Genomic DNA, 20,139 nt, shown 5'->3' with positions numbered 1-20,139 from the left:
CACCCTCCCGTTTCTGACGTGTCATCAGGAGGCGTGATGCGGCTCGGACTTGCGCTCGGTTACTGGGGCCGCCGCCCCGACCCCGGTCAGCTGCCGCTGGTGCGGGAAGCCGAGCGGCTCAGGTACAGCTCGGTGTGGACGGCGGAGTCGTGGGGCTCGGACGCGTTCTCGCCGCTCGCGTGGCTCGCGGCGCACACGTCGACGATCGGACTGGGCACGGCCGTCGCGCAGATGGCGGCGCGCTCCCCCACGGCGACCGCGATGCACGCCCTGACCCTCGACCACCTCTCCGGCGGGCGCATGATGCTGGGGCTCGGTCTGTCGGGGCCGCAGGTGGTGGAGGGCTGGTACGGCCGCCCGTTCCCCTCCTCACCGCTGACCGCGACCCGCGAGTACGTCGACGTCGTACGGCAGGTCCTGCGCAGGGGCGGTCCTGTGACGCTGGACGGGCGGTTCCACGCGCTGCCCTACCGGGGGGACGACGGGACCGGGCTCGGGAAGGCGCTCAAGCCGATCACGCATCCGCTGCGGGCCGAACTGCCCGTGCTGCTCGGGGCGGAGGGGCCGCGCAACGTGGCGCAGACGCTGGAGATCGCGGACGGGTGGCTGCCGCTGTACTGGTCGCCCAGCCGGCCGGCCGCGTACGGGGCTGCCGTGGGGGCCGTGTCCGAGGGGTTCATGGTCGCGGCGATGGCGCAGGTCAGGGTGTGTGCGGAGGTCTCCGAGGGGTTGTTGCCGGTGAAGGCGATGCTGGGGTTCTACATCGGGGGGATGGGGCACGCGTCGCGGAACTTCCACGCCGAGCTGATGGGGCGGATGGGGTACGAGGGGGAGGCTCGGCGGGTGCGGGAGCTGTTTCTGGCGGGACGCAGGGAGGAGGCGGTGCTGGCCGTGCCGGACGCGTTCGCCGATGAGATCTCGTTGGTGGGGCCTCGGGAACGGATCGCCGAGCGGCTGGAGTTGTGGCGGAAAGGTCCGGTGACCGACCTGTTGGCCGTGTCACCGGACCTTTCCAGTCTGCGGGTGCTGGCGGAGCTGAACTCATGAACTCCGCGCGGACCGGCGGGAGTTGTCCAACAGCCTTCAGCCGCCGGAGAGTTGGGAAGCCGACGGGACCTTGTCCGTCACCGTCGCCCCCGCTCCCTTGCCCGCGTCCTTCACCTTCCCGATCACGTCGTTGAAGGAACCGGCCGCCGAGTCGTCGCCCTTGCGCAGCTTGGACGGCAGGTTCTTGAGGCCGTCGATGCTCGCGGTGAGCGGGGCCAGGGCCTTGGACAGCAGCGGGTCGCCCTCGGCGTTGCGGACCGCCGCCTTGAGCCGGTTGTACGCGAAGGTGCCGGCGAGACCGGCCTTGACCAGCGCGACCGTCCGCCCGCCGGCCCCCTTCTTGAACTTGCCGGCCTTCCACGGCTTGACGATCCACTGATACGTCGCCCCGGCCGCTAGGCCGGCGTTCGCCACGAAGCGGGTCTTCGCGAGGTGCTGCCGGTCGGCTGAGGGACTGGGGTCGGCGGCTGGGTAGGCGGCGATCAGCGCCGCTACGGTGTCCTGGGCGGCGGCGGTGTCATGGGTGGCTCGGCCGCTCGCAACGGCCCCAGCGGTGCCGCCCGCCAGCAGGGCTCCGCACAGAGTGAGCGCCACGGCGAGGCGCCGTACGGTTACAGGCACGGAATCCTCCGGGATGTCCTCCCCGAGCAGAACTTTCCCGCCCAGCCTCACCCGACCGGAGCACACCCGCCACTCGAAACGACGGCCGGCGGACCCTGGCGAGGGCTCTCACCAGGGCATATACCAGTTCTGGGGCCGTCGGCCCCCAAGGGCCCCCAGCAACCGCCCGCCCCCAAGCCGCCCTCAGCAGCAGTCCGGCTCCAGCCCCGCGGGCAGCCGCTCCCCGCCGAACACCGCGCACGTCGCCTCGTCCCCGCCCAGCGCGGCGACCGCCAGCAGCAGCGAGCCGGCCGTCCACGTCGTCAGCTCCTTCGGCCAGACGGCGTCGTCGTCGAAGACGTACCCCGTCCAGTACAGCCCCGACTCCGGGTCGCGCAGGTGCTGGATGGACTGGAGTATCGCGAGCGCGCGGTCGGACTCGCCCGACGCCCAGAGAGCCAGGGCGAGTTCGGCGGACTCGCCGCCGGTGACCCAGGGGTTGGGGACGACGCAGCGCACCCCGTGTTCGGGCACCACGAACCTCTCCCACCCTTCCTCCAGGCGGGACTTGGCCTCCGCGCCCGTCAACGCGCCGCCCAGGACCGGGTAGTACCAGTCCATGGAGTAGCGGGCCTTGTCGAGGAAGCGTTCGGGGTGCCGGCGTATCGCGTGGCGCAGCGCGCCGGCCGCCAACTCCCAGTCCGGCTGCGGCTCTTCGCGCTGCTCGGCGATGGCGAGGGCGCAGCGCAGGGCGTGGTGGACCGACGAACTCCCGGTCAGCAGCGCGTCATCGGTCGCCGTCCCGTCGTCCTCGCGGCGCCACCCGATCTGTCCGCCGGGCTGCTGGAGCCGCAGCACCCACTCGACGGCCGCGTACACGGCCGGCCACATGCGGTCGAGGAAGGTGTCGTCGCCGGTGGCGAGGTAGTGGTGCCAGACGCCGACCGCTATATAGGCGACGAAGTTCGACTCACGGGAGCGGTCGGTGACGTCGTCGTGGGCGCCGTCGGCGTAGGCGGCGTACCAGGAGCCGTCGGTGTTCTGGTGCCGGGCGAGCCACAAGTAGGCGCGTTCGGCGGCGAGATGCTCGCCGGCCGCGTCGAGGGCCATCGCGGCCTCGGTGTGGTCCCAGGGGTCCAGGTGGTGGCCGCGGAACCAGGGGATCGCCCCGTCCTCGCGCTGCACGGCGAGGATGCCGCGGACGGTCGCCACAGCCTGCTCAGCGGTGAGGACCCCGGGCAGGACGAGGTGTTCTGTCCGGGGGGTGGTCACTGGGCGGCCACCCGGGGCAGGTGCGGCTTGGTCGCGTAGGCCACGAAGCTCTTGCCGATCAGCGGGTTGAGCGCCTGTTCGGCGACCCGGGTCGCGAACGGTTTCTTCATGATGTCCCACACCAGCAGCTTGTGGTACGCCTGCACGGGCAGCGCCTTGTCGTTGTCGACGCCGAACGCGCACTTCAGCCACCAGTACGGGGAGTGCAGCGCGTGCGCGTGGTGCGTGCCGTACGGCTTCAGCCCCGCCTCGCGGATCCGCTCCAGCAGTTCGTCCGCCTTGTAGATGCGGATGTGGCCGCCCTCGACCTCGTGGTAGGCGTCGGAGAGGGCCCAGCAGACCTTCTCGGGGCCGTAGCGGGGGACGGTGATCGCGATCCGCCCGCCGGGCTTGAGCACGCGCACCATCTCGGCGAGCACGCCCTTGTCGTCGGGGATGTGCTCCATGACCTCGGAGATGATGACGACGTCGAAGGACTCGTCGGGGAACGGCAGCGCCAGCGCGTCCCCCTCCATCGCGGTGGCGGTGGCCCCCTCCGGCGCCTCGCCCGCCTCCTCCATCGCCGCGAACCACTTGGCGACCTCGCGGATCTCCTCCGCGTTCTGGTCCAGCGCGACGACCTGGGCTCCTCGCCGGTAACACTCGAAGGCGTGCCGTCCGGCGCCGCAGCCGAGGTCCAGTACACGGTCGCCTGGGGCGAGCGGGAACCGGGAGAAGTCGACGGTCAGCACTTGGTCCTGCTTTCGGGGGTGGGGGTGGGGGTGGCCGCGGAGCGGCCTGGTTGTTTGGCCGCGGAGCGGGCTATCGCCTGCCTGTAGTGGGACGCCGTTCCCTCTGCCGCCTTCGACCAGGTGAAGTTCGTCAGTACGCGCCGGCGGCCCGCTTCGCCGAGGCGGGCTCTCAGTTCCGGGGAGGACAGCAGCGTGGTCAGTGCCGTAGCCAGCGCTCCCGGATCTCCCGGGGGTACCGCGAGGCACGTTTCGCCGTCCCGGCCCGCGACCTCCGGTACCGCCCCGCCCGTCGTCGCGACCAGCGGAGTCCCGGTCGCCATCGCCTCGGCGGCCGGCAGGGAGAAACCCTCGTACAGAGAGGGCACACAGGCGACTTCGGCCGAGCGGATCAGCTCGACCAGCTCCTGGTCCGAGATCCCCTTGACGAACTCGACGGCGCCCTGAAGGTCGTACCGCTCGACGGCCTGGGCGACCGGGCCTTCCGCCGGCCGCTTGCCCACGACGACCAGATGCGCGCCGGGGTGTTCGGTGCGGACCTTCGCGAGCGCCTCGACGAGGAAGACGAGCCCCTTCAGCGGGACGTCCGCGCTGGACGTCGTCACGATGCGGCCCGGGATCACCGGAGTCGACGGGTCCGGGGAGAACAGGTCGGTGTCGGCGCCGATGTGCACGACGTGGATACGGTCCGGGCGCACCCCGAGGTGGTCGACGATCTCCTGGCGCGAGGTGCCGGAGACGGTGAGCACGGAGGGCAGCCGCCGCGCGACGCGCTTCTGCATCCGCGTGAACCCGTACCAGCGCCGCACGGAGTACCGCTTCTGCCAGCCGGCGGCGGCGTCCAGCTCCAACTGCCGGTCCACGGTGATGGGGTGGTGGATGGTGGTGACCAGCGGCGCGCCGACCCCGCCCAACAGCCCGTACCCGAGCGTCTGGTTGTCGTGCACGACGTCGAACTCACCGCGCCGGGCCAGCAGATGGCGGCGGGCGCGCAGCGAGAACGTCAGCGGCTCGGGGAACCCGCCCGTCCACATCGTGCCGACCTCGACCGCGTCCACCCAGTCCCGGTACTCGGCGAGCTTCGGGGTGCGGAAGGGATCCGGCGAGCGGTAGAGGTCGAGGCTCGGCAGCTCCGTCAGCGTCAGTCCGTCGTACCCCTCGTCGAGGACCGGGTACGGCTGCGCCCCGATGACCTCCACGCGGTGTCCGAGGCGGGCCAGTTCGCGCGAGAGGTGTCGTACGTAGACGCCCTGTCCGCCGCAGAACGGGTTCCCTTTATAGGTGAGGAGCGCGATGTCGAGCGGTCGCTCGCCGTCGGCGGCCAAGTCGCCCCGACTGGCCTCAGCGGTCAACTCCGGTCCCCCTTCTGCCTGCGCGCCTGTGAGACTACGCCGGGACGGTAATCTAGAACAAGTTTCAGACTTGATCGTTCGGGAGGCTCCGAATCTACCGGCAGGTAAGGGACCTGTGAGCAGTGGATCAGGTGATTCACGCCACGGCCACCGCCCTGCTCACGGCGTACGACCCCGGCCTCACCGACTGTCACGGAACAGGGACCATGCCTGCCGAAACGAGTGCCTCACCCACCCTCACGGAGCGCCAGCAGGCCCGCCGCCGCCGCATCCTGCACGCCAGCGCGCAGCTCGCGAGCCGGGGCGGGTTCGACGCGGTGCAGATGCGCGAGGTGGCCGAACTCTCCCAGGTCGCGCTGGGCACGCTGTACCGCTACTTCCCGTCGAAGGTGCATCTGCTGGTGGCGACGATGCAGGACCAGCTGGAGCACATGCACGGCACGCTCCGCAAGAAGCCGCCGGCCGGGCAGGCGCCGTCGGCGCGGGTGGCGGAGACCCTGATGCGCGCCTTCCGCGCGCTGCAACGCGAGCCTCACCTGGCCGACGCGATGGTCCGCGCCCTGACCTTCGCCGACCGCAGTGTCAGCCCCGAGGTGGACCAGGTGTCCCGTCAGACGACGGCGATCATCCTCGACGCGATGAACCTTCCCGACCCGACGCCGGCCCAGCTGTCGACGGTCCGGGTGATCGAGCACACGTGGCATTCGGCGCTGATCACCTGGCTGTCGGGGCGGGCGTCCATCGCGCAGGTGAAGATCGACATCGAGACGGTGTGCAGGTTGATCGACTTGATCGACTTGCCGGAGAAGAAGGGGTGAGGGGCTGACGGAAGCAGAGGCGAGGACTCCTCCTCACTTCTCCCTCCTCCTTATTCCTCCGGCGGGAACACCGCCTCCCCGCTCCCCGCCAGCGTGATCGTGATCGCCTCGACGGGACAGTTCTCGGCGGCTCCCAGCACCCCCTCGTCCGCGGCTGTGTCCGCCGCCGCGGGCCGGGACTGCCGGGCGGCGTCCAGCTCGAAGAACCCCCCGGTCCGGTGGACGCACTGGCCCGACCCGATGCACAGCGACCGGTCGACCTCGATGTGCCAGTGGTCGGACACGGTCAGGCGCCCGCGGGGAGGTGGATCATCTTGTGTTCGAGGAAGGCGCCGTACCCCTCGGGCCCGAACTCCCGCCCCACGCCGCTGTTCTTGTAGCCACCGAAGGGGCCCAGCATGTCGAGGCTGAAGGTGTTGACGTTGAACGTGCCGGTCCGCACGCGGCGGGCGATGTCGATGCCGTGGCCGGTGTCGGCGGTCCAGACGCTGCCGCTGAGCCCGTACTCGGAGTCCCCGGCGATCTCGACGGCCTCGTCCTCGTCACCGTAGGGCAGCAGGCAGATGACCGGCCCGAAGATCTCCTCCCGGGCGACCCGCATGCCGTTGTGGACGTCGCCGAGGAGGGTCGGCTCGACGTACCACCCCTTGGCGAGCCCGGCCGGCCGCCCGCCCCCGACCAGCACTTTGGCCCCTTCCTCCTGCCCGATCCGGATGTAGTCGAAGCTGCGCTGCTGCTGCCGGCGCGCGACGAGGGGCCCGACCTGGGTGGCGGGGTCGAGCGGGTCCCCGACGGTCAGCGCGGAGGCCGCCGCGACGAACGCCTCGGCGTACTCGTCGTACCGCGCGCGCGGCAGCAGGATGCGGGTCTGGGCCACGCAGGCCTGCCCGTTGTTCATCCAGGCGGCGGGCACGATCCCGGCGACGGCACTCTCCACGTCCGCGTCCGGAAGGACGATCGCCGCCGACTTGCCGCCCAACTCCAGCGTGACCCGGGTGAGTTGGCGGGCGGCGACCTCCATGACCCGCTTCCCGGCGGCGACGGACCCGGTGAACGACACCTTGTCCACCCCGGGATGCCCGACGAGATACTCGCTGACCTCCCGGCCGGCGGGCAGGATCGACAGCACGCCCTCGGGCAGCCCCGCGTCGCGCGTGATCTCGGCGAGGAGATAGGCGTCCAGCGGCGCCTCGGGCGAGGGCTTGAGCACGGCCGTGCACCCCGCGAGCAGCGCGGGCGCGAGCTTGGCGGCGGCGGTGAACTGCGGGACGTTCCAGGGGATGACGGCGGCGACGACCCCAACTGCCTCCCGCCGTACGAGAATCCGCCCGAGCGCCCCGTCCCGCCGCTCCTCGTACGGGAAGTCCCGCGCGACCTTGATCGCCGAGTCCCACACCATCATCGCGCCCAGCGCCTGCCCGAGGAGGCTCCAGGAGTAGGGCGACCCGTTCTCGGAGGAGATGACGCGGGCGATCTCCTCGTACCGGGCGGCGATCCCGTCCTTGATCCGCGTGACGACGGCGATCCGCTCCGCCAACGGCAGCCGCGGCCAGGGCCCTTCGTCGAAGGCGCGGCGCGCCACGGCGACGGCCCGGTCGACATCCGCCCGCGAGGCGTGCGGCACCCGCCCGATGACCTCCTCGGTGTGCGGCGAGACGACGTCGATGACCCCCTCACCCAACGGCCCGACCAACTCCCCACCGACGAACAGCTGCCCGTACTCCACTACCTCGCCCATCGCCCTCACTGCCCTGCCTGTCGAGTAGCCACCCGCTTTGCGCGGAAGCATTTCTGACGGTGCATCAGAAACTGATACCAGTTCTCGTTATAGTGGGCAATGGCCTTGACGAAGTAAGCCCTCACCAGCACTTTCGTCGCATCGAGTCGATGGCCCGCCGCGCGGGTCCACGTGCCCCAGGTATCTGCCGAGTGATCGCACAGCCCTGAGGTGCGGCGGACACGAGCTTCTTCGTACCAAGCGGCCCGTCCGGCTTGCCCCACGGCAACGTGACGCCTTGTTCCGCTTGGGCAGCGCGACGATGAGCTTTCCCCCCCGGCCGGGGCGGGGTGGTGGTCACTGGCCTGCCAGGGTGGGTGGTCAGACCGCGGGGAGGGCGGGGCGATGCGGCGGCGGCCGGGTGTCCCGCCGGGCGCGGCGGCGGTCTCTTCCTCGCTCGCCCCGCTGCTCCCCTTCTAGAGCGCTCCTGCACGATGGAGAAGGACGCTCTTAGGGAGACGGAGGCGAACCGACGTCGTCCCTGCCGCGTTCCGTCCTGAAGAGCCGTAGGAGCCTGCTCGGAAGCGGCGGCCGGCCGACGGCACCGGCCCCCGCTCGCCGCCCGCCTGGAAGGCCCCAGTAGGTTCGTGCGGTCGAGGGCGGGCTGAATCGCAGGAGTGTGTATGAGTGACAGCCAGGTCACGATCAAGCTCACGAGCGACGAGGCGCTGGTGCTGTCGCACTGGCTGGAGAGGCTCCAGATGACGGACCTCAGCCGCGTTGTCGACGATCCGGCGGTCTGGGCACCGATCCATCGGATCGCCGGAACACTGGACAAGGCGCTTCCTGAGCTGTTCGCGCCTGACTATGACCAGCGGCTTGAGGCCGCTCGTCAGCGGCTTCGGCCGGAGGACTGACCGAGCGGTCTTGATCCCTCACCTGGCCGCAACCGTCTCCTGGGAGCTCCCGGGAGAGCGTCGGGGCGCGTTCTACTGGCTGCCGGCAACCTTGCCGACAGCCCCGGCACAGCCGACCGGCAAACGGCGTGGCGGACCTGAGCGGACAGAAGGCCGCGTAGCCGGGACCATCCGCTACCCCGATCACGCCTCCGACCAGGGAGGTAGCGGAAGTAGCGGCAGCTGAAGGACCGCGGGACGGCTGACCGACCCGACGCACCCCTGCTCACATCGCGCCCCCAATGCCGTGGGCCGCGAACCATCCCCGGAGCCGGATGAGGGCCCTAAGCGGCGCCGGACAGGGCCCGGTATGCCGCGCCAGACCGAACAGGGGGTTTCGAGGGGCTGACCTGCACACCTCCCTGGCGCCTCCCTCGAAAACGGAACGCGCCCGGGGGCCTCGCCGCAGCCTTCTCCACACGTCACCCCCCACCTCCCGCCACCGCTGACTACCCTGAACCCATGACCACACGGGAAGAGCTGCACGCGCTCATCGATCGCCTGCCGGAAGACGACATCGACGCCGTGGCGCAGAGCCTGCGCCCGTTCATAGGGTCCGCCGACCGCCCGGGGCGCCCCTCGTTCATCGGCATGGGCCACTCCGGGCACTCCGACACCTCCGCCCGCGCGGACGAGATCCTCCGGGAGACAGGGTTCGGCGAGTGATCGTTGTGGACACGGGCCCCCTCGTAGCCCTCGCGGACGCCGACGACGCCCACCACGAGGCCTGCGTCCGCTGGTACGACACCGTCCACCCGCGCAACCTCGTGATCCCCGCGCCGGTCATCGCGGAAGCCTGCCACCTGATCGGGACCCGGTGCGGCGCCCAGGTCGAAGCGGCGTTCCTCGACGCGCTCGCGGCCGGAGACCTCGGTACCGTCACGAGCGTCATGCCCGAGGACATCCAGCGCATGGCCCACCTCGTACGGCAGTACGCCAATCTCCCCCTCGGAGGCACCGACGCGTGCGTCGTCGCCCTCGCCGAACGCTGGCAGGCCAAGCAGGTGGCCACCGTCGACCGCCGCCATTTCAGCGTCGTACGCCCCTCCCACGTACCCGCGTTCGATCTGCTCCCCTACGACCTGTAGCCCTCCGCCGGGCCGTCCGGGCGCGGCCGACGACGACAGACGACGACTGTTCCCCGGCTGGCCAGAGCGAGGTTTTCCAGCAGCCCCCCGAGCGATCTGACGGATAATCAGTTCTCGTTATAGTGGGCAATGGCCGCAGGACGTCGGGGACTTAGGGCCGACGGCGGGACCGGGAAGTCGGACAGGTCCAGCGCGGGACAGAGGCGAACCTGGAAGGGCGGGGGCCGGATGACCTACGACCACGGCGACGGCGGCGACGGCGGGGACCGGCCAGCTCAGACCTACGACCACGGCGGCGGCGTCCGCTCGATCCGGGTGCCCATCCCGGACAACCCCCTCGGCCACACCCTCGTCTACCTCGTCGACACGACCACCGGCCCCGTCCTGATCGACACCGGCTGGGACGACCCCGCCTCCTGGGCCACCCTCACCGCGGGCCTCCTGGACTGCGGTACGGCGGTGGAGGAGGTGACCGGGGTCGTCGTCACCCACCACCACCCGGACCACCACGGTCTGTCGGGCCGGGTCCGGGAGGTCTCGGGGGCGTGGATCGCGATGCACGCGGCGGACACGGCGGTGGTCCGGCGTACCCGGGAGGCGCCGGTCGAGCGCTGGTACACATACATGGCCGACAAACTCACGGCGGCCGGCGCCCCGGACTCCCACACGGCCCGCCTCCGCGAAGCCCCCCACGCCACGTTCCCCGGCTCGACCCCGGCGCTCCCCGACAGAGAAATCATCCCCGGCGAACTCCTCCCCCTCCCCGGCCGCCGCCTGCGCGCGATCTGGACCCCGGGCCACACACCGGGCCACGTCTGCCTGCACCTGGAGGAGACCCACCCGGCCGGCCTCCCGGGCAACGGCCGCCTCTTCTCCGGCGACCACGTGCTCCCCGGCATCACCCCTCACATCGGCCTGTACGAGGACCCGGACGACACGACAATCACGGACCCCTTGGGCGACTACCTGGCCTCCCTGGAACGAATAGCCCACCTCTCCCCCTCCGAAATCCTCCCGGCCCACCAACACCCGTTCACGGACACGCCCTCCCGCATCGAAGCCCTCCTCACCCACCACTCCGACCGGCTTTCAGCATTGCACGCCCTACTGACAACGCCCCTGACCCCATGGCAGCTGGCGGAACAGATGCCCTGGAACCGCCCCTGGCCCGACATCCCCGCCCCCTCCCGCAACATCGCGGTCTCAGAGGCGGAGGCCCACCTACGACGCCTGGTGAAGCTGGGGCGGGCGGAGGCGGTACCGGGGACCGATCCGGTGCGGTACGCGGCGGTGCCGGCCTAGACCAGATACCTCCGCACCAACTCCCCGGCGAGACCGAGCAGTTCAACCTCCCCCGAACTCATCGTCGGATTCCCCGCCCGCCACCGCGACGCCTCCGCGACCCCCTCCTCGGTGAGTCCCGAGGGGTCGGCAAGGAGAGCATCAAGAACAGCGGCGGCCGGCCCGGCAAGGGGCGCGGCGGAGACGGCGACCTGGGCGAGGATGACGGCGGAGATCCCCCAGTCGAGAGCGGGGACGCCGTCCATACAGCCCCGCAAGCATCACCCCCACCTCACACGCCCCCACCTCCCCACTCACCAGCACCTCAAGCAAGGTCGGCCCGTACAGCCGCCGCATGATCAGGTCACCGGGCACACCGGAGGACCGTACGGCCGGGACCGGGTAGCCGTATCCCCCTGTGTACGACATAACGGCCGCCTCGGCCGCGGAGTTCCCCCAGCCCTGGCGGTCCCTTCGCAGGACCCAGGCCTCGTCGATCTCGTAGACGTCGGCCGTGCGGCCAGTGCCGAGGAGTTTTCCTGTGACGGTCATGCGGCAGACCGTAACAACGCCGAGAGCGGGGTCACATTCAGGGCCCGGAGACGGCTGTTGAGCGGTGAAGCACCCCACATGACGCAGGTCACCTACGAAGCAGGGTAGGAGCCCGCCCGGGTTGTCGTGTACGCAGCGAACAGGGCCCTGACCTGCACATTGAGAGCCAGGTCACATCACCACCGAAAGCCCCGCTTGCTACTAAAACTAGTAAAAAGGGTCATTGCGGACCCCCCTCCCAGCCTGCTTCTCTGGATGACGTCGCACGGCGCCGACGTGCCCCTCCCGGGCCGCGGCGCCGCCCCACGCCGGGGGTGAGACTCCACCGGCACCGCGACAGTCCCGTCCCCGAAGAAAAAGGTTCCCGTGACCGTCTCCACCATCCGCCGCATCGCCCTGTCCCCGAAGAAGGCCCTGACCACGGCCGCCGTGGCCGCCGCGACCGTCGGCATGGCGCTGACCGCGGCCCCCGCCCACGCCGCGACCACGTCCGCCGGCTCGGCCCAGTCGATCGCGAAGCAGATGATCCCGGACGCGGCCCAGTACAGCGCCTTCTCGAAGATCGTCGAGCACGAGTCCGGCTGGAACGTCTCCGCGACGAACTCCTCCTCCGGCGCCTACGGCCTCGTCCAGGCCCTCCCCGGCTCCAAGATGGCCTCGGCCGGCTCCGACTGGAAGACCAACGCCGCCACGCAGATCAAGTGGGGCCTGGACTACATGAACTCGCGCTACGGCAGCCCGGCGAAGGCGTGGAACTTCTGGCAGTCGAACGGCTGGTACTGAGCAGTTCCCTTACGGGACGACGCCGCTCGACCGAAGCCGAATCAGAATCCGCTCACTCGGCGCCGCATTCCCCTAGCCGGCGCCGAACTCCTTCACCCGGCGCCGATTTCCTTCAGTCACCGCCGATTCCCTTCAGCCGCCGCTGACCCGCAACTCCTTCACCCCGTTGATCCAAGCCGACCGCAACCGCCGAGGCTCCTCCACGAGCCGGATCCCCGGCATGGCATCAGCGATCGCGTTGAATATGAGGTCGATCTCCAGCACGGCGAGCGACTTCCCCAGACAGTAATGCGGACCCCCGCCTCCGAACCCGAGGTGGGGGTTCGGATCACGTGTGACGTCAAAAGCACCGGGGTTCTCGAAAACCTCGGGATCATGATTGGCGGAGGCGTAGAAAAGCCCCACCCGATCCCCTTTCCTGATCTGCTTGCCCCCCAGCTCGGTGTCCTGAACGGCGGTCCGCTGGAAGGACACGACGGGAGTGGCCCACCGCACGACCTCCTCGGCGGTGGTAGCCGGCCGCTCACGCACATAAAGATCCCACTGCGCGGGATGGGTCAGAAACGCGTGCATCCCATGCGTGATGGCATTCCGGGTCGTCTCGTTCCCGGCGACGGCGAGCATGAGCACGAAGAACCCGAACTCGTCGGAGTTCAGATTCCCTTCGTCCTCGGCGGCGACAAGAGTCGAGACGATATCCCGGGCGGGACAAGCCTTCCGCTCCCCCGCCATATTCATGGCATAGGCGATGATCTCGGCGGCGGACCGCTGCCCCACTTCCTCTGTCACCGCGTACTCGGGATCGTCGTAAGCGATCATCTTGTTGGACCAGTCGAAGATCCGCGCCCGATCGTCCTGCGGAATCCCGATGAGTTCGGCGATGGCCTGAAGCGGCAGCTCACAAGCGACTCGGGTGACGAAGTCAAAGGGCTCGGAACTCCCGCGTACGACCTCGACAATGGCCCGCGCCCGATTGCGCAGCCGCTCCTCCAGCGCCCGGATGGACCTCGGCGTGAACCCCCGCTGGACGATCTGCCGCACCCGGGTGTGCTCCGGCGGATCCATGTTCAGCATGATCAGCCGCTGCGCCTCGATGGACGCCCGCTCGATGTGCTCGTTGAACCGGATGATGGCGGTGTTGACGGAGGAGGAGAAGAGCTCCGGGTGGGTCGAGACGTACCGGACGTCGGCATGCCGGGTGACCGCCCAGTAGCCCTCGTCCGCGAAACCGGCGACATTGCCCGACTGCGGTATCCAGCGCACGGGTTCGGCCCGCCGGAGTTCGGCGAACTCCGGGAGGGGTACCCGGTGTTGGAGCAGGTCGGGGTCGGTGAAGTCGAAGCCGTCGGGTAGCGCCGGACAAGTCATGGCGGGCTCCAGCCATCTGACGGTCCATCAGAAACAGGTGCCGCGAAGGTAGTTCAGCGGGCCTGAGGCTGCAAGACCCTTGCGGTGACGCACATCACGTCAGCAGACTGCTCAACAGAACTAGAACACGTACTAGTTGTACGAGTCGCCCGGTTCCTCGCTCGGCCACCCGGAAGGAATCCGCACCCATGGCCGCCGAACCTGTGATCGTCGAAGCAGTCCGCACCCCCATCGGCAAGCGCGGCGGCGCGCTGGCCAACCTCCACCCCGGCTATCTGCTGGGCGAGACCTACCGCGAACTCCTGGGCCGCACCGGCATTCCCGCCGACGCCGTGGAGCAGGTGATCGGCGGCACGGTCACCCAGGCCGGCGAACAGTCCGCCAACCCCGCCCGAACGGCCTGGCTGGCCATGGGACTTCCGTACGAGACCCCCGCCACCACCGTCAACTGCCAGTGCGGCTCCTCGCAGCAGGCCTCTCACATGACCGCCAACATGATCGCGGCCGGCGTGATCGACGTGGGCATCAGCTGCGGCGTCGAGTCCATGTCCCGCGTCCCGTTGGGCGCCGCCTCCAAGCACGGCCCCGGCAAGCCGTTCCCCGAGGAGTGGAACGTCGACCTCCCCAACCAGTTCGAGGCCGCCGAACGCATCGCGCGCCGACGGGAGTTGACCCGCGAGGACGTCGACGCGCTGGGCCTGCTGTCCCAACAGCGCGCGGGCAAGGCGTGGTCGGAGGAGCGCTTCAAGCGCGAGACGTACGCCGTGCAGGTCCCGACGACGGAGGAGGAGCAGCGGGCCGGCGAGGGCATGTGGCGGCTGATGGACCGCGACGAGGGGCTGCGCGACACGACCGCGGAGAAGCTGGCGGGCCTGAAGCCCATCATGCCGAACGCCGTCCACACGGCGGGCAACTCGTCCCAGATCAGCGATGGTTCGGCGGCGATCGTGTGGGCGTCGAAGCGGATGGCAAGGGCACTGAAGCTGAAGCCGAGGGCACGGATCGTGGCACAAGCACTGGTAGGCGCCGACCCCCACTACCACCTGGACGGCCCGATCGACGCGACGCATGCGGTGCTGGGCAAGGCGGGTATGTCGCTGAAGGACATAGACCTGGTCGAGATCAACGAGGCTTTCGCGTCAGTGGTGTTGAGCTGGGCGAGGGTGTTCGGTCAGGACCTGTCCAAGGTGAACGTGAACGGCGGCGCAATAGCCCTAGGCCACCCGGTAGGCGCATCGGGCGCCCGTCTCATCGTCACAGCACTGCATGAACTGGAGCGCACGGACAAGGAGTTCGCGTTGGTGACGATGTGCGCGGGGGGTGCGCTGGCGACGGGGACGATCATCCAGCGGCTGTAGCTCCGCTGCTGGAGAACGCTGCGGGTTGGTGATCGTACGGAGCAAACAGTCCTTGACGGTGTCCAGATCGGCAGCCGCTCAAGCAACCCACCGCACACTTTCCGGCCCGATCCCGAAATCCTTCACGAAGTCATCCAGGACACGAGCCCCGTCCCCCTCACCCGCTCGGTAGAGAACAACCCCTGGAACAGAACTACCGGGGACATCGACAACGGCGACCAGCCGCCCGCTCGACAGCTCGACCGCCGCGAACCCAAAACCGTCCTCATCGTCCGGATACTCGAACTCCAGGTCATCGAACGGAGCCTCAGCAGCGCCCATCACGAACATCGCGACCGGCGCTCTTTCCCCTTCGGCGCCTTCCCAGCGCGTGAGTTCGACCTGTCGCCTAGCAGCCATAGGAATCCGGAACTCGACCAACCGATCCAGCCGCCGCTTCAATCGCCTCGGCCAAGGTCCCGACAACAGACGTCGCTCCAGGCAGCATGGTGTCCTCCACCCGGTAGCAAGAACCCTCCACCGGAGAGATAGGAACCTCTCGGCACCCCTGCACTCCAAGATTCGAGCTGAGCCGCAAGACCCCGTGGCTGAGATTGGGAAAGAGCCGCCGCAGACGCCCATCGGAATGAGCGGCTTCCACTAGAGGCCGCTCCTCTTCGAACAGATCCGAATTCAGCGGCCAGCCCCATTGAGCCGGAATCGGATCGCCCGCCTCCCGTGCCTCGGCCGGCCTCGTGAGCACCATGAACGGGAACTCTCCCGCGAACTCACCGACCCGCAGACCGGCCCGCCAAGCCGCTGCCGCGGCTACCAGGGCACCGAGATCACCCGTGGCACCCTCCGCCCAAACAAAACGCCCCTCCTGGATACCGACGAAGAAGGTCCTCTCGGACTCCCCGAGCCAGACCAAAAACCTTCCTCGACCCGAATCCACCTGCGCGGTAGAGATCACCCCCGGCCCAGCCTCCGATTGGCCGCGAACTCCCCCCAGGTCAAATCCACCGACCCCCGCCTGAGCAGCCATCGCAGCCGGCAGCGAGCCAGATTCCTGAATCTCCGGATAGGGATCGAAGTCGATCACGCTCCTCACCACCCCGCCCCGATGGCCGACCCGTCAGCTGGAAGCCCTGGCCGGCTCAGTCACCTCAGCCCCCACCCCCCGAGCCACCTGCCGAGGAATCCTGATCCGGGCCCGAGGCCCCATCAGGACGTACGACAACCCGAACCCGGCGGCGACGACGGTCGCCCCGCCCACGGCGTCGAGCACCCAGTGATTCCCGGTCGCGACGATCGCGGAAACGGTGAACAGCGGATGCAACAGCCCCAGCGCCTTCATCCACCACTTGGGCGCGACGATGGCGATCACCAGACCGCACCACAACGACCACCCGAAGTGCAGCGACGGCATGGCGGCGTACTGGTTGGTGAGGTTCGTGAGGGTCCCGTAGTCCGGCTTGGAGAAGTCCTGCACCCCATGGACGGTGTCGATGATCCCCAGGGCCGGCATGAGGCGCGGCGGCGCCAAGGGATAGAGCCAGAAGCCGACCAGCGCGAGCAGCGTCGCGAACCCCAGGGACGCCCGCGCCCAGCGGTAGTCGACGGGACGGCGCCAGTACAGGACCGCGAGGACCGTCAGCGGGACCACGAAGTGGAACGACTCGTAGTAGAAGTCGAAGAAGTTGCGCAGCCAGGGGACACCGACGACCCAATGGTTGACGGCGTGCTCGATGTCGATGTGCAGGAAGCGCTCGATGTCGAGGATCTGGTGCCCGTGCGCCTCCGCGCGGAGGCGCCCCCCGGAGTTGGTGCCGCCGGTGGCGGCGAGCCGGACCTGCTGGTAGGCCGCGTAGGTGACGCGGATCAGCAGCAGCTCCATGAGGAGGTTGGGGCGGGTCAGGACGCGCCGCAGGAAGGGCAGCAGGGGCACCCAGGAGAACCGCGCGGGGACGGGGGCGGCGTACTCGGTGGGGACGGGCGCGGCGTAGTGGGGTGAGGTGCGGGAGAGGAACGGGACGACGGTGGCCGCCGCGATCGCGGCCAGCAGGACGAGGTTGTCGCGCAGGGGGTAGAGCGCCGCCATGTTCGGCAGCATCATCTTCGCCGGGAGCGTCATCACCAGGACGACGGCGACGGGCCACACGTACCGGTCGGAGGCCTTCTTCCCGACCCGTCCGACGACCGCGAGCAGCACCCACAGGAGCTGGTGCTGCCAGGTCGTCGGCGACACGGCGACGGCCGCGCAGCCCGTGAGGGCGACGGCGAGCAGGAGCTGGCCGTCGCGCGCGTAGCGCACCGCGCGGTGCACGCCCAGGGCGGCGACGGCGGCGCCGAGCGCAAGGAACAGGCCGATTTCCAGCGGGCCGTTGAGACCGGCCCGCAAGAGGGCGCCGTGCAGGGACTGGTTGGCGAGGTCGTCGGCCTTGCCGCCGAGCCCGGTGCCCGCCATGTGGTGCACCCAGTAGGTGTACGAGTCGTGCGGCATCGCCGCCCAGGCGAGCAGCGCGGCCCCGGTGAACGTCGCCACGGCGGTCGCGGCGGCCCGGCGCCGGCGGGTGAACCACAGGAGGGCCGCGAAGAGCAGCACGGTCGGCTGGAGGGCGGCGGCGACGCCGATGAGGGCGCCGCCCGCGTACCGGCCGCGTACGGAGAAGCAGCCGAGGAGGACCAGCAGCACCGGGATGATGCTGGTCTGCCCGAGCCAGAGGGCGTTGCGCACCGGCAGCGACAGCATCAGCAGGCTGATCGCGACGGGGGCCGCCAGAAGCGCTGTACGGCGGCTCACGGGCTGCGGGAGGGCTCGGGCGGCCACGACCCCCAGCGCGGCCACGAGAAGCAGCGTGCCGAACGTCCAGCCCCATCCGAGGGCCTGCTCGGCGGCCTTCGTGAGCGGCTTGAGGACGAGTCCGCCGAAGGGGGTGCCGGTGAACTGGGTGGAGTCGTACAGCGATCCCTTGATGTGGAGCACGCCGTGCGGGCCGACCCAGGTCTCCAGGTCGGTCAGGCGTTCCCCGCGCGGGGTGGACAGCACGACGGCGACCTGGCGCACGGCCAGGACCGCCACGATCAGCCACAGGCCGATCCGGGTCGCGCGCAGGCGTGCCTGTCGTGCGTCTGCGGGGTCGGCCGCCGGCGCCCCGAAGGGTTCCATCGGTCGTCCGCTGTGCTCCGCGTTCGCCACGGCTGGTAGGCCTCCCGCCCCGTTTTGTGAGCCTGCTCGTCGTCCCGGGTTCCGCGCGGCTTCCGCGCGCGTTCTCCTGGGCGAACCCTATGAGGCGGGCCCTCTTCCAGGACACCCCGGGACAGAGACGCAGGTCACCCCCGCTTCACCTGACGGCCGCTCTCCTTTTGTCCGGAAGACCATAGTGCGTGCGGGGTACGGCCGCGTCGGCGGGGCCCTGATCGCGCGCTCGCCGGGGCGGGATTTGGATCAGCCGCCGAACGCATCCCGCGCGCGGGCCGTACCGTCGGTGACTCGCCTTGGTCAGGACATTACGGGTAGTCACGAACTGCAACGGAGGGCTACGGGCATGCTGGTCGGTTTCCCGTGGAGACGACTGCGGGGGCGGAAGGGTTCCGGATCGCGCGCCTTAGGTGTGCGCGCCCGGACCCCAGCGGGGAGTGCGGCTCCACGCGCGCGCGTAGCCGTCGTCGCGTTCGCCCTCCTGGCGCTGCAACTGGGCTCCCTGGTCGCGCCCGCGTACGCCTGCGGCTGCGGCGTCCTGATCACCGGCCAGACCGGGCAGACAGGCCAGGCCGACCAGGGGCAGCTCGCGGTCCGCCGTGAGGTGTCCCTCGTCCGCTGGGACGGCCGCCAGGAGCAGGTCGTCGTACGGCTCACCCTCGCCGGTGACGCCCAGGAGGCCGCCTGGCTGCTGCCCGTCCCGAGCCGGGCCAGCGTCGCCCTGGGGGACCCCGCCCTGTTCGACCAGCTCGCCAGGATGACCGCGCCGCAGTACCGCACCCGGTACCACTTCTGGCCCCAGGACGGCGACTGGCCGCTCACCTCCGGCGGCAGCCGCCGCCTGCCGCCCCCGCCGCCCGCCGCGCGCGTGTCCGTCGTCGGCCAGCAGCGGCTCGGCCCCTTCGACGTCGCCCGGCTCTCCGCCACCGACTCCGGGGCGCTCGACACCTGGCTGCGCGACAACGGCTTCGCGCTGCCCACGCGCGCGCGGGACGCGCTTGAGCCGTACGTGTCCCGGCAGTGGGAGTACGTGGCGGTGAAACTGGCCCCTCCGCGCGCGGGCGTGCCGCTGCGGGGCGACCTCACCCCCCTGCACCTCACCTTCGCCTCGGCGTCCCCGGTGTACCCGATGCGGCTGTCCCGCCTGGCGCAGACCCCGCAGTCCCTGGGGATGTACGTCCTGGCGACCCACCGTATGGAGCCCGTGTCGGACATCGGGGGTTCACCGCCGAGGGTGACGTTCGCCGGGACGGTGACGACGCGTACGGGCCCCTTGTCGACGTTCGCCCAGGGCACCCCGTACCTGACCTCGATAGCCCAGGAGTTCCCCGCCCCGACCGCCGTCTCCGCCGACCACCGCTTCCGCGCGGCGCCCGACGACGACCCCTTCCGCCAGGTCGTCTACACGGACCGCCTCCGCACCTTCGCCGGCGTCCCCCTGTGGCTCCTCACGATCGTCACTCTGCTGCTGGCGGCGGCCCTGCTCTCGGTCAAGGCGGCCCTGCGCGGCGGAGGCGGCACCAGAAGAGCGGCGAGCGGCCCCCCAGGAAGGCCGGGCGGATTCGGAGGATTGACCATGACCGGTGTCCCGGCAGGCCTGAGGGGCGGCTTGCGAGCCGCCCTGCGCGCCAGGGGCAAGGAAACCGCGCGGAGCACGGAGAACGCCGGCGGCAAGGAGAGCGCGGAAAGAACGGCTCCCCCCGCCCCCGGCTCACCCCCGCGCGTCCCCCCGGTCCCGGACTTCGCGCCGAGGATCCCGGCACTGCCGGACTACGCGCCGACCGCGTCCGACCCCCTCGTCCCGCCCCGCCCCACAGCACCCCCCATGCCCTCGGTCCCGCCCAGACCCACCGAGCCGCCCGCCCCCGCCCCCTCCCTCGGCGAGGAAGCGCCCGGCCCCCGGCGGTCGTACCCCTTCGCCGCCCCTCCCATCGCCCCGGACACCGAGGCTCCCCGGGAGGTTCCGTTCGCCGGGTCCGGAGAGCGGCGGCGGGTGCGGAGGCCCCGGCGGTGGGGTGGCGTCGCCTGATCGGGTGAA

Annotated in this window: 20 protein-coding genes; 9 read left to right on the top strand and 11 right to left on the bottom strand. The window is 70.3% G+C overall.

From position 1 onward, the window contains the following. The first annotated feature begins 36 nt into the window (after nt 1–36). Nucleotides 37–1,047: an LLM class F420-dependent oxidoreductase gene (locus ACYUD3_RS25435; protein WP_470974088.1), complete on the top strand. Its 1,011-nt coding sequence runs from the start codon at nt 37–39 to the stop codon at nt 1,045–1,047. A 36-nt stretch (nt 1,048–1,083) separates the two neighbouring features. Here the strand turns inward: ACYUD3_RS25435 and ACYUD3_RS25430 are convergent, their stop codons facing one another. The 4 genes from ACYUD3_RS25430 to ACYUD3_RS25415 form a co-directional block, all read right to left on the bottom strand. Next, on the bottom strand, nt 1,084–1,668 hold the full coding sequence (locus ACYUD3_RS25430) for a hypothetical protein (RefSeq protein WP_470974086.1): 585 nt from the start codon (nt 1,666–1,668) through the stop codon (nt 1,084–1,086). Nucleotides 1,669–1,851: 183 nt separating this feature from the next. Next, nucleotides 1,852–2,919: a prenyltransferase/squalene oxidase repeat-containing protein gene (locus ACYUD3_RS25425; protein WP_470974083.1), complete on the bottom strand. Its 1,068-nt coding sequence runs from the start codon at nt 2,917–2,919 to the stop codon at nt 1,852–1,854. Continuing rightward, nucleotides 2,916–3,650, bottom strand: coding sequence for a class I SAM-dependent methyltransferase (locus ACYUD3_RS25420; RefSeq protein WP_470974080.1), 735 nt, complete (start codon nt 3,648–3,650; stop codon nt 2,916–2,918). The genes ACYUD3_RS25425 and ACYUD3_RS25420 overlap by 4 nt, the downstream gene beginning before the upstream one ends. After that, complete coding sequence (locus tag ACYUD3_RS25415; RefSeq protein WP_470974077.1) at nt 3,644–4,999, bottom strand: glycosyltransferase family 4 protein; 1,356 nt, start codon at nt 4,997–4,999, stop codon at nt 3,644–3,646. The genes ACYUD3_RS25420 and ACYUD3_RS25415 overlap by 7 nt, the downstream gene beginning before the upstream one ends. A 206-nt stretch (nt 5,000–5,205) precedes the next feature. On the opposite strand from ACYUD3_RS25415, the gene ACYUD3_RS25410 reads away from it, so the two are divergent. Then, nucleotides 5,206–5,817 (top strand): TetR family transcriptional regulator, encoded by a 612-nt coding sequence (locus ACYUD3_RS25410; protein WP_470974074.1) that lies wholly within the window; start codon nt 5,206–5,208, stop codon nt 5,815–5,817. A gap of 50 nt (nt 5,818–5,867) precedes the next feature. Here the strand turns inward: ACYUD3_RS25410 and ACYUD3_RS25405 are convergent, their stop codons facing one another. Together ACYUD3_RS25405 and ACYUD3_RS25400 are read right to left on the bottom strand one after the other, a co-directional pair. Beyond that, nucleotides 5,868–6,101, bottom strand: a complete 234-nt coding sequence (locus ACYUD3_RS25405) for a ferredoxin (RefSeq protein WP_470974071.1) — start codon at nt 6,099–6,101, stop codon at nt 5,868–5,870. A 2-nt stretch (nt 6,102–6,103) separates the two neighbouring features. Next, nucleotides 6,104–7,555, bottom strand: a complete 1,452-nt coding sequence (locus tag ACYUD3_RS25400) for an aldehyde dehydrogenase (RefSeq protein WP_470974068.1) — start codon at nt 7,553–7,555, stop codon at nt 6,104–6,106. A 662-nt stretch (nt 7,556–8,217) separates the two neighbouring features. Here ACYUD3_RS25400 and ACYUD3_RS25395 point away from each other — a divergent pair. From ACYUD3_RS25395 to ACYUD3_RS25380, 4 genes are all read left to right on the top strand, one after another. After that, the gene (locus tag ACYUD3_RS25395) at nt 8,218–8,451 is read left to right on the top strand and encodes a hypothetical protein (RefSeq protein WP_184853161.1); all 234 of its coding nucleotides are present in this window, start codon (nt 8,218–8,220) and stop codon (nt 8,449–8,451) included. A 501-nt stretch (nt 8,452–8,952) separates the two neighbouring features. Next, a complete protein-coding gene (locus tag ACYUD3_RS25390) occupies nt 8,953–9,156 on the top strand; it encodes a hypothetical protein (RefSeq protein WP_470974065.1) in 204 nt (67 codons plus the stop codon). Next, on the top strand, nt 9,153–9,578 hold the full coding sequence (locus ACYUD3_RS25385; protein WP_470974062.1) for a type II toxin-antitoxin system VapC family toxin: 426 nt from the start codon (nt 9,153–9,155) through the stop codon (nt 9,576–9,578). Before ACYUD3_RS25390 ends, ACYUD3_RS25385 begins: the two co-directional genes overlap by 4 nt. A gap of 228 nt (nt 9,579–9,806) precedes the next feature. Further along, nucleotides 9,807–10,880, top strand: coding sequence for an MBL fold metallo-hydrolase (locus tag ACYUD3_RS25380; RefSeq protein WP_470974059.1), 1,074 nt, complete (start codon nt 9,807–9,809; stop codon nt 10,878–10,880). Here ACYUD3_RS25380 and ACYUD3_RS25375 read toward each other — a convergent pair. Beyond that, nucleotides 10,877–11,125, bottom strand: coding sequence for a hypothetical protein (locus ACYUD3_RS25375; protein ID WP_470974056.1), 249 nt, complete (start codon nt 11,123–11,125; stop codon nt 10,877–10,879). The two genes, ACYUD3_RS25380 and ACYUD3_RS25375, sit on opposite strands and share 4 nt — an antisense overlap. A gap of 652 nt (nt 11,126–11,777) precedes the next feature. Between ACYUD3_RS25375 and ACYUD3_RS25370 the strand changes: the two genes are divergently transcribed. Next, nucleotides 11,778–12,194, top strand: a complete 417-nt coding sequence (locus ACYUD3_RS25370) for an aggregation-promoting factor C-terminal-like domain-containing protein (protein ID WP_470974053.1) — start codon at nt 11,778–11,780, stop codon at nt 12,192–12,194. Nucleotides 12,195–12,326: 132 nt separating this feature from the next. On the opposite strand, the gene ACYUD3_RS25365 is transcribed toward ACYUD3_RS25370, so the two are convergent. Next, nucleotides 12,327–13,562 (bottom strand): cytochrome P450, encoded by a 1,236-nt coding sequence (locus ACYUD3_RS25365; RefSeq protein ID WP_470974050.1) that lies wholly within the window; start codon nt 13,560–13,562, stop codon nt 12,327–12,329. A gap of 188 nt (nt 13,563–13,750) precedes the next feature. On the opposite strand from ACYUD3_RS25365, the gene ACYUD3_RS25360 reads away from it, so the two are divergent. Next, nucleotides 13,751–14,920 carry a steroid 3-ketoacyl-CoA thiolase gene (locus tag ACYUD3_RS25360; RefSeq protein WP_470974047.1) on the top strand — a complete coding sequence of 390 codons (1,170 nt, stop codon included), beginning with the start codon at nt 13,751–13,753 and terminating at the stop codon, nt 14,918–14,920. Nucleotides 14,921–14,998: 78 nt separating this feature from the next. Here the strand turns inward: ACYUD3_RS25360 and ACYUD3_RS25355 are convergent, their stop codons facing one another. The 3 genes from ACYUD3_RS25355 to ACYUD3_RS25345 are packed head-to-tail and all read right to left on the bottom strand — an operon-like array spanning nt 14,999 to nt 18,098. Further along, the gene (locus ACYUD3_RS25355) at nt 14,999–15,250 is read right to left on the bottom strand and encodes a hypothetical protein (RefSeq protein WP_470974044.1); all 252 of its coding nucleotides are present in this window, start codon (nt 15,248–15,250) and stop codon (nt 14,999–15,001) included. 58 nt (nt 15,251–15,308) lie between these two features. After that, a complete protein-coding gene (locus ACYUD3_RS25350; RefSeq protein WP_470974041.1) occupies nt 15,309–16,001 on the bottom strand; it encodes a DUF6193 family natural product biosynthesis protein in 693 nt (230 codons plus the stop codon). A gap of 33 nt (nt 16,002–16,034) precedes the next feature. Further along, nucleotides 16,035–18,098: a bifunctional glycosyltransferase 87/phosphatase PAP2 family protein gene (locus ACYUD3_RS25345; RefSeq protein ID WP_470974038.1), complete on the bottom strand. Its 2,064-nt coding sequence runs from the start codon at nt 18,096–18,098 to the stop codon at nt 16,035–16,037. Between the two features lie 415 nt (nt 18,099–18,513). Here ACYUD3_RS25345 and ACYUD3_RS25340 point away from each other — a divergent pair, with 415 nt between their 5' ends. Next, nucleotides 18,514–20,130: a DUF2330 domain-containing protein gene (locus ACYUD3_RS25340; protein ID WP_470974035.1), complete on the top strand. Its 1,617-nt coding sequence runs from the start codon at nt 18,514–18,516 to the stop codon at nt 20,128–20,130. Nucleotides 20,131–20,139 lie beyond the last annotated feature (9 nt).

Source organism: Streptomyces sp. AMJ-169 (assembly GCF_055597585.1).
The sequence above is the reverse complement of the archived record's forward strand: the minus strand, read 5'-3'. Positions and strand labels throughout refer to the sequence as shown.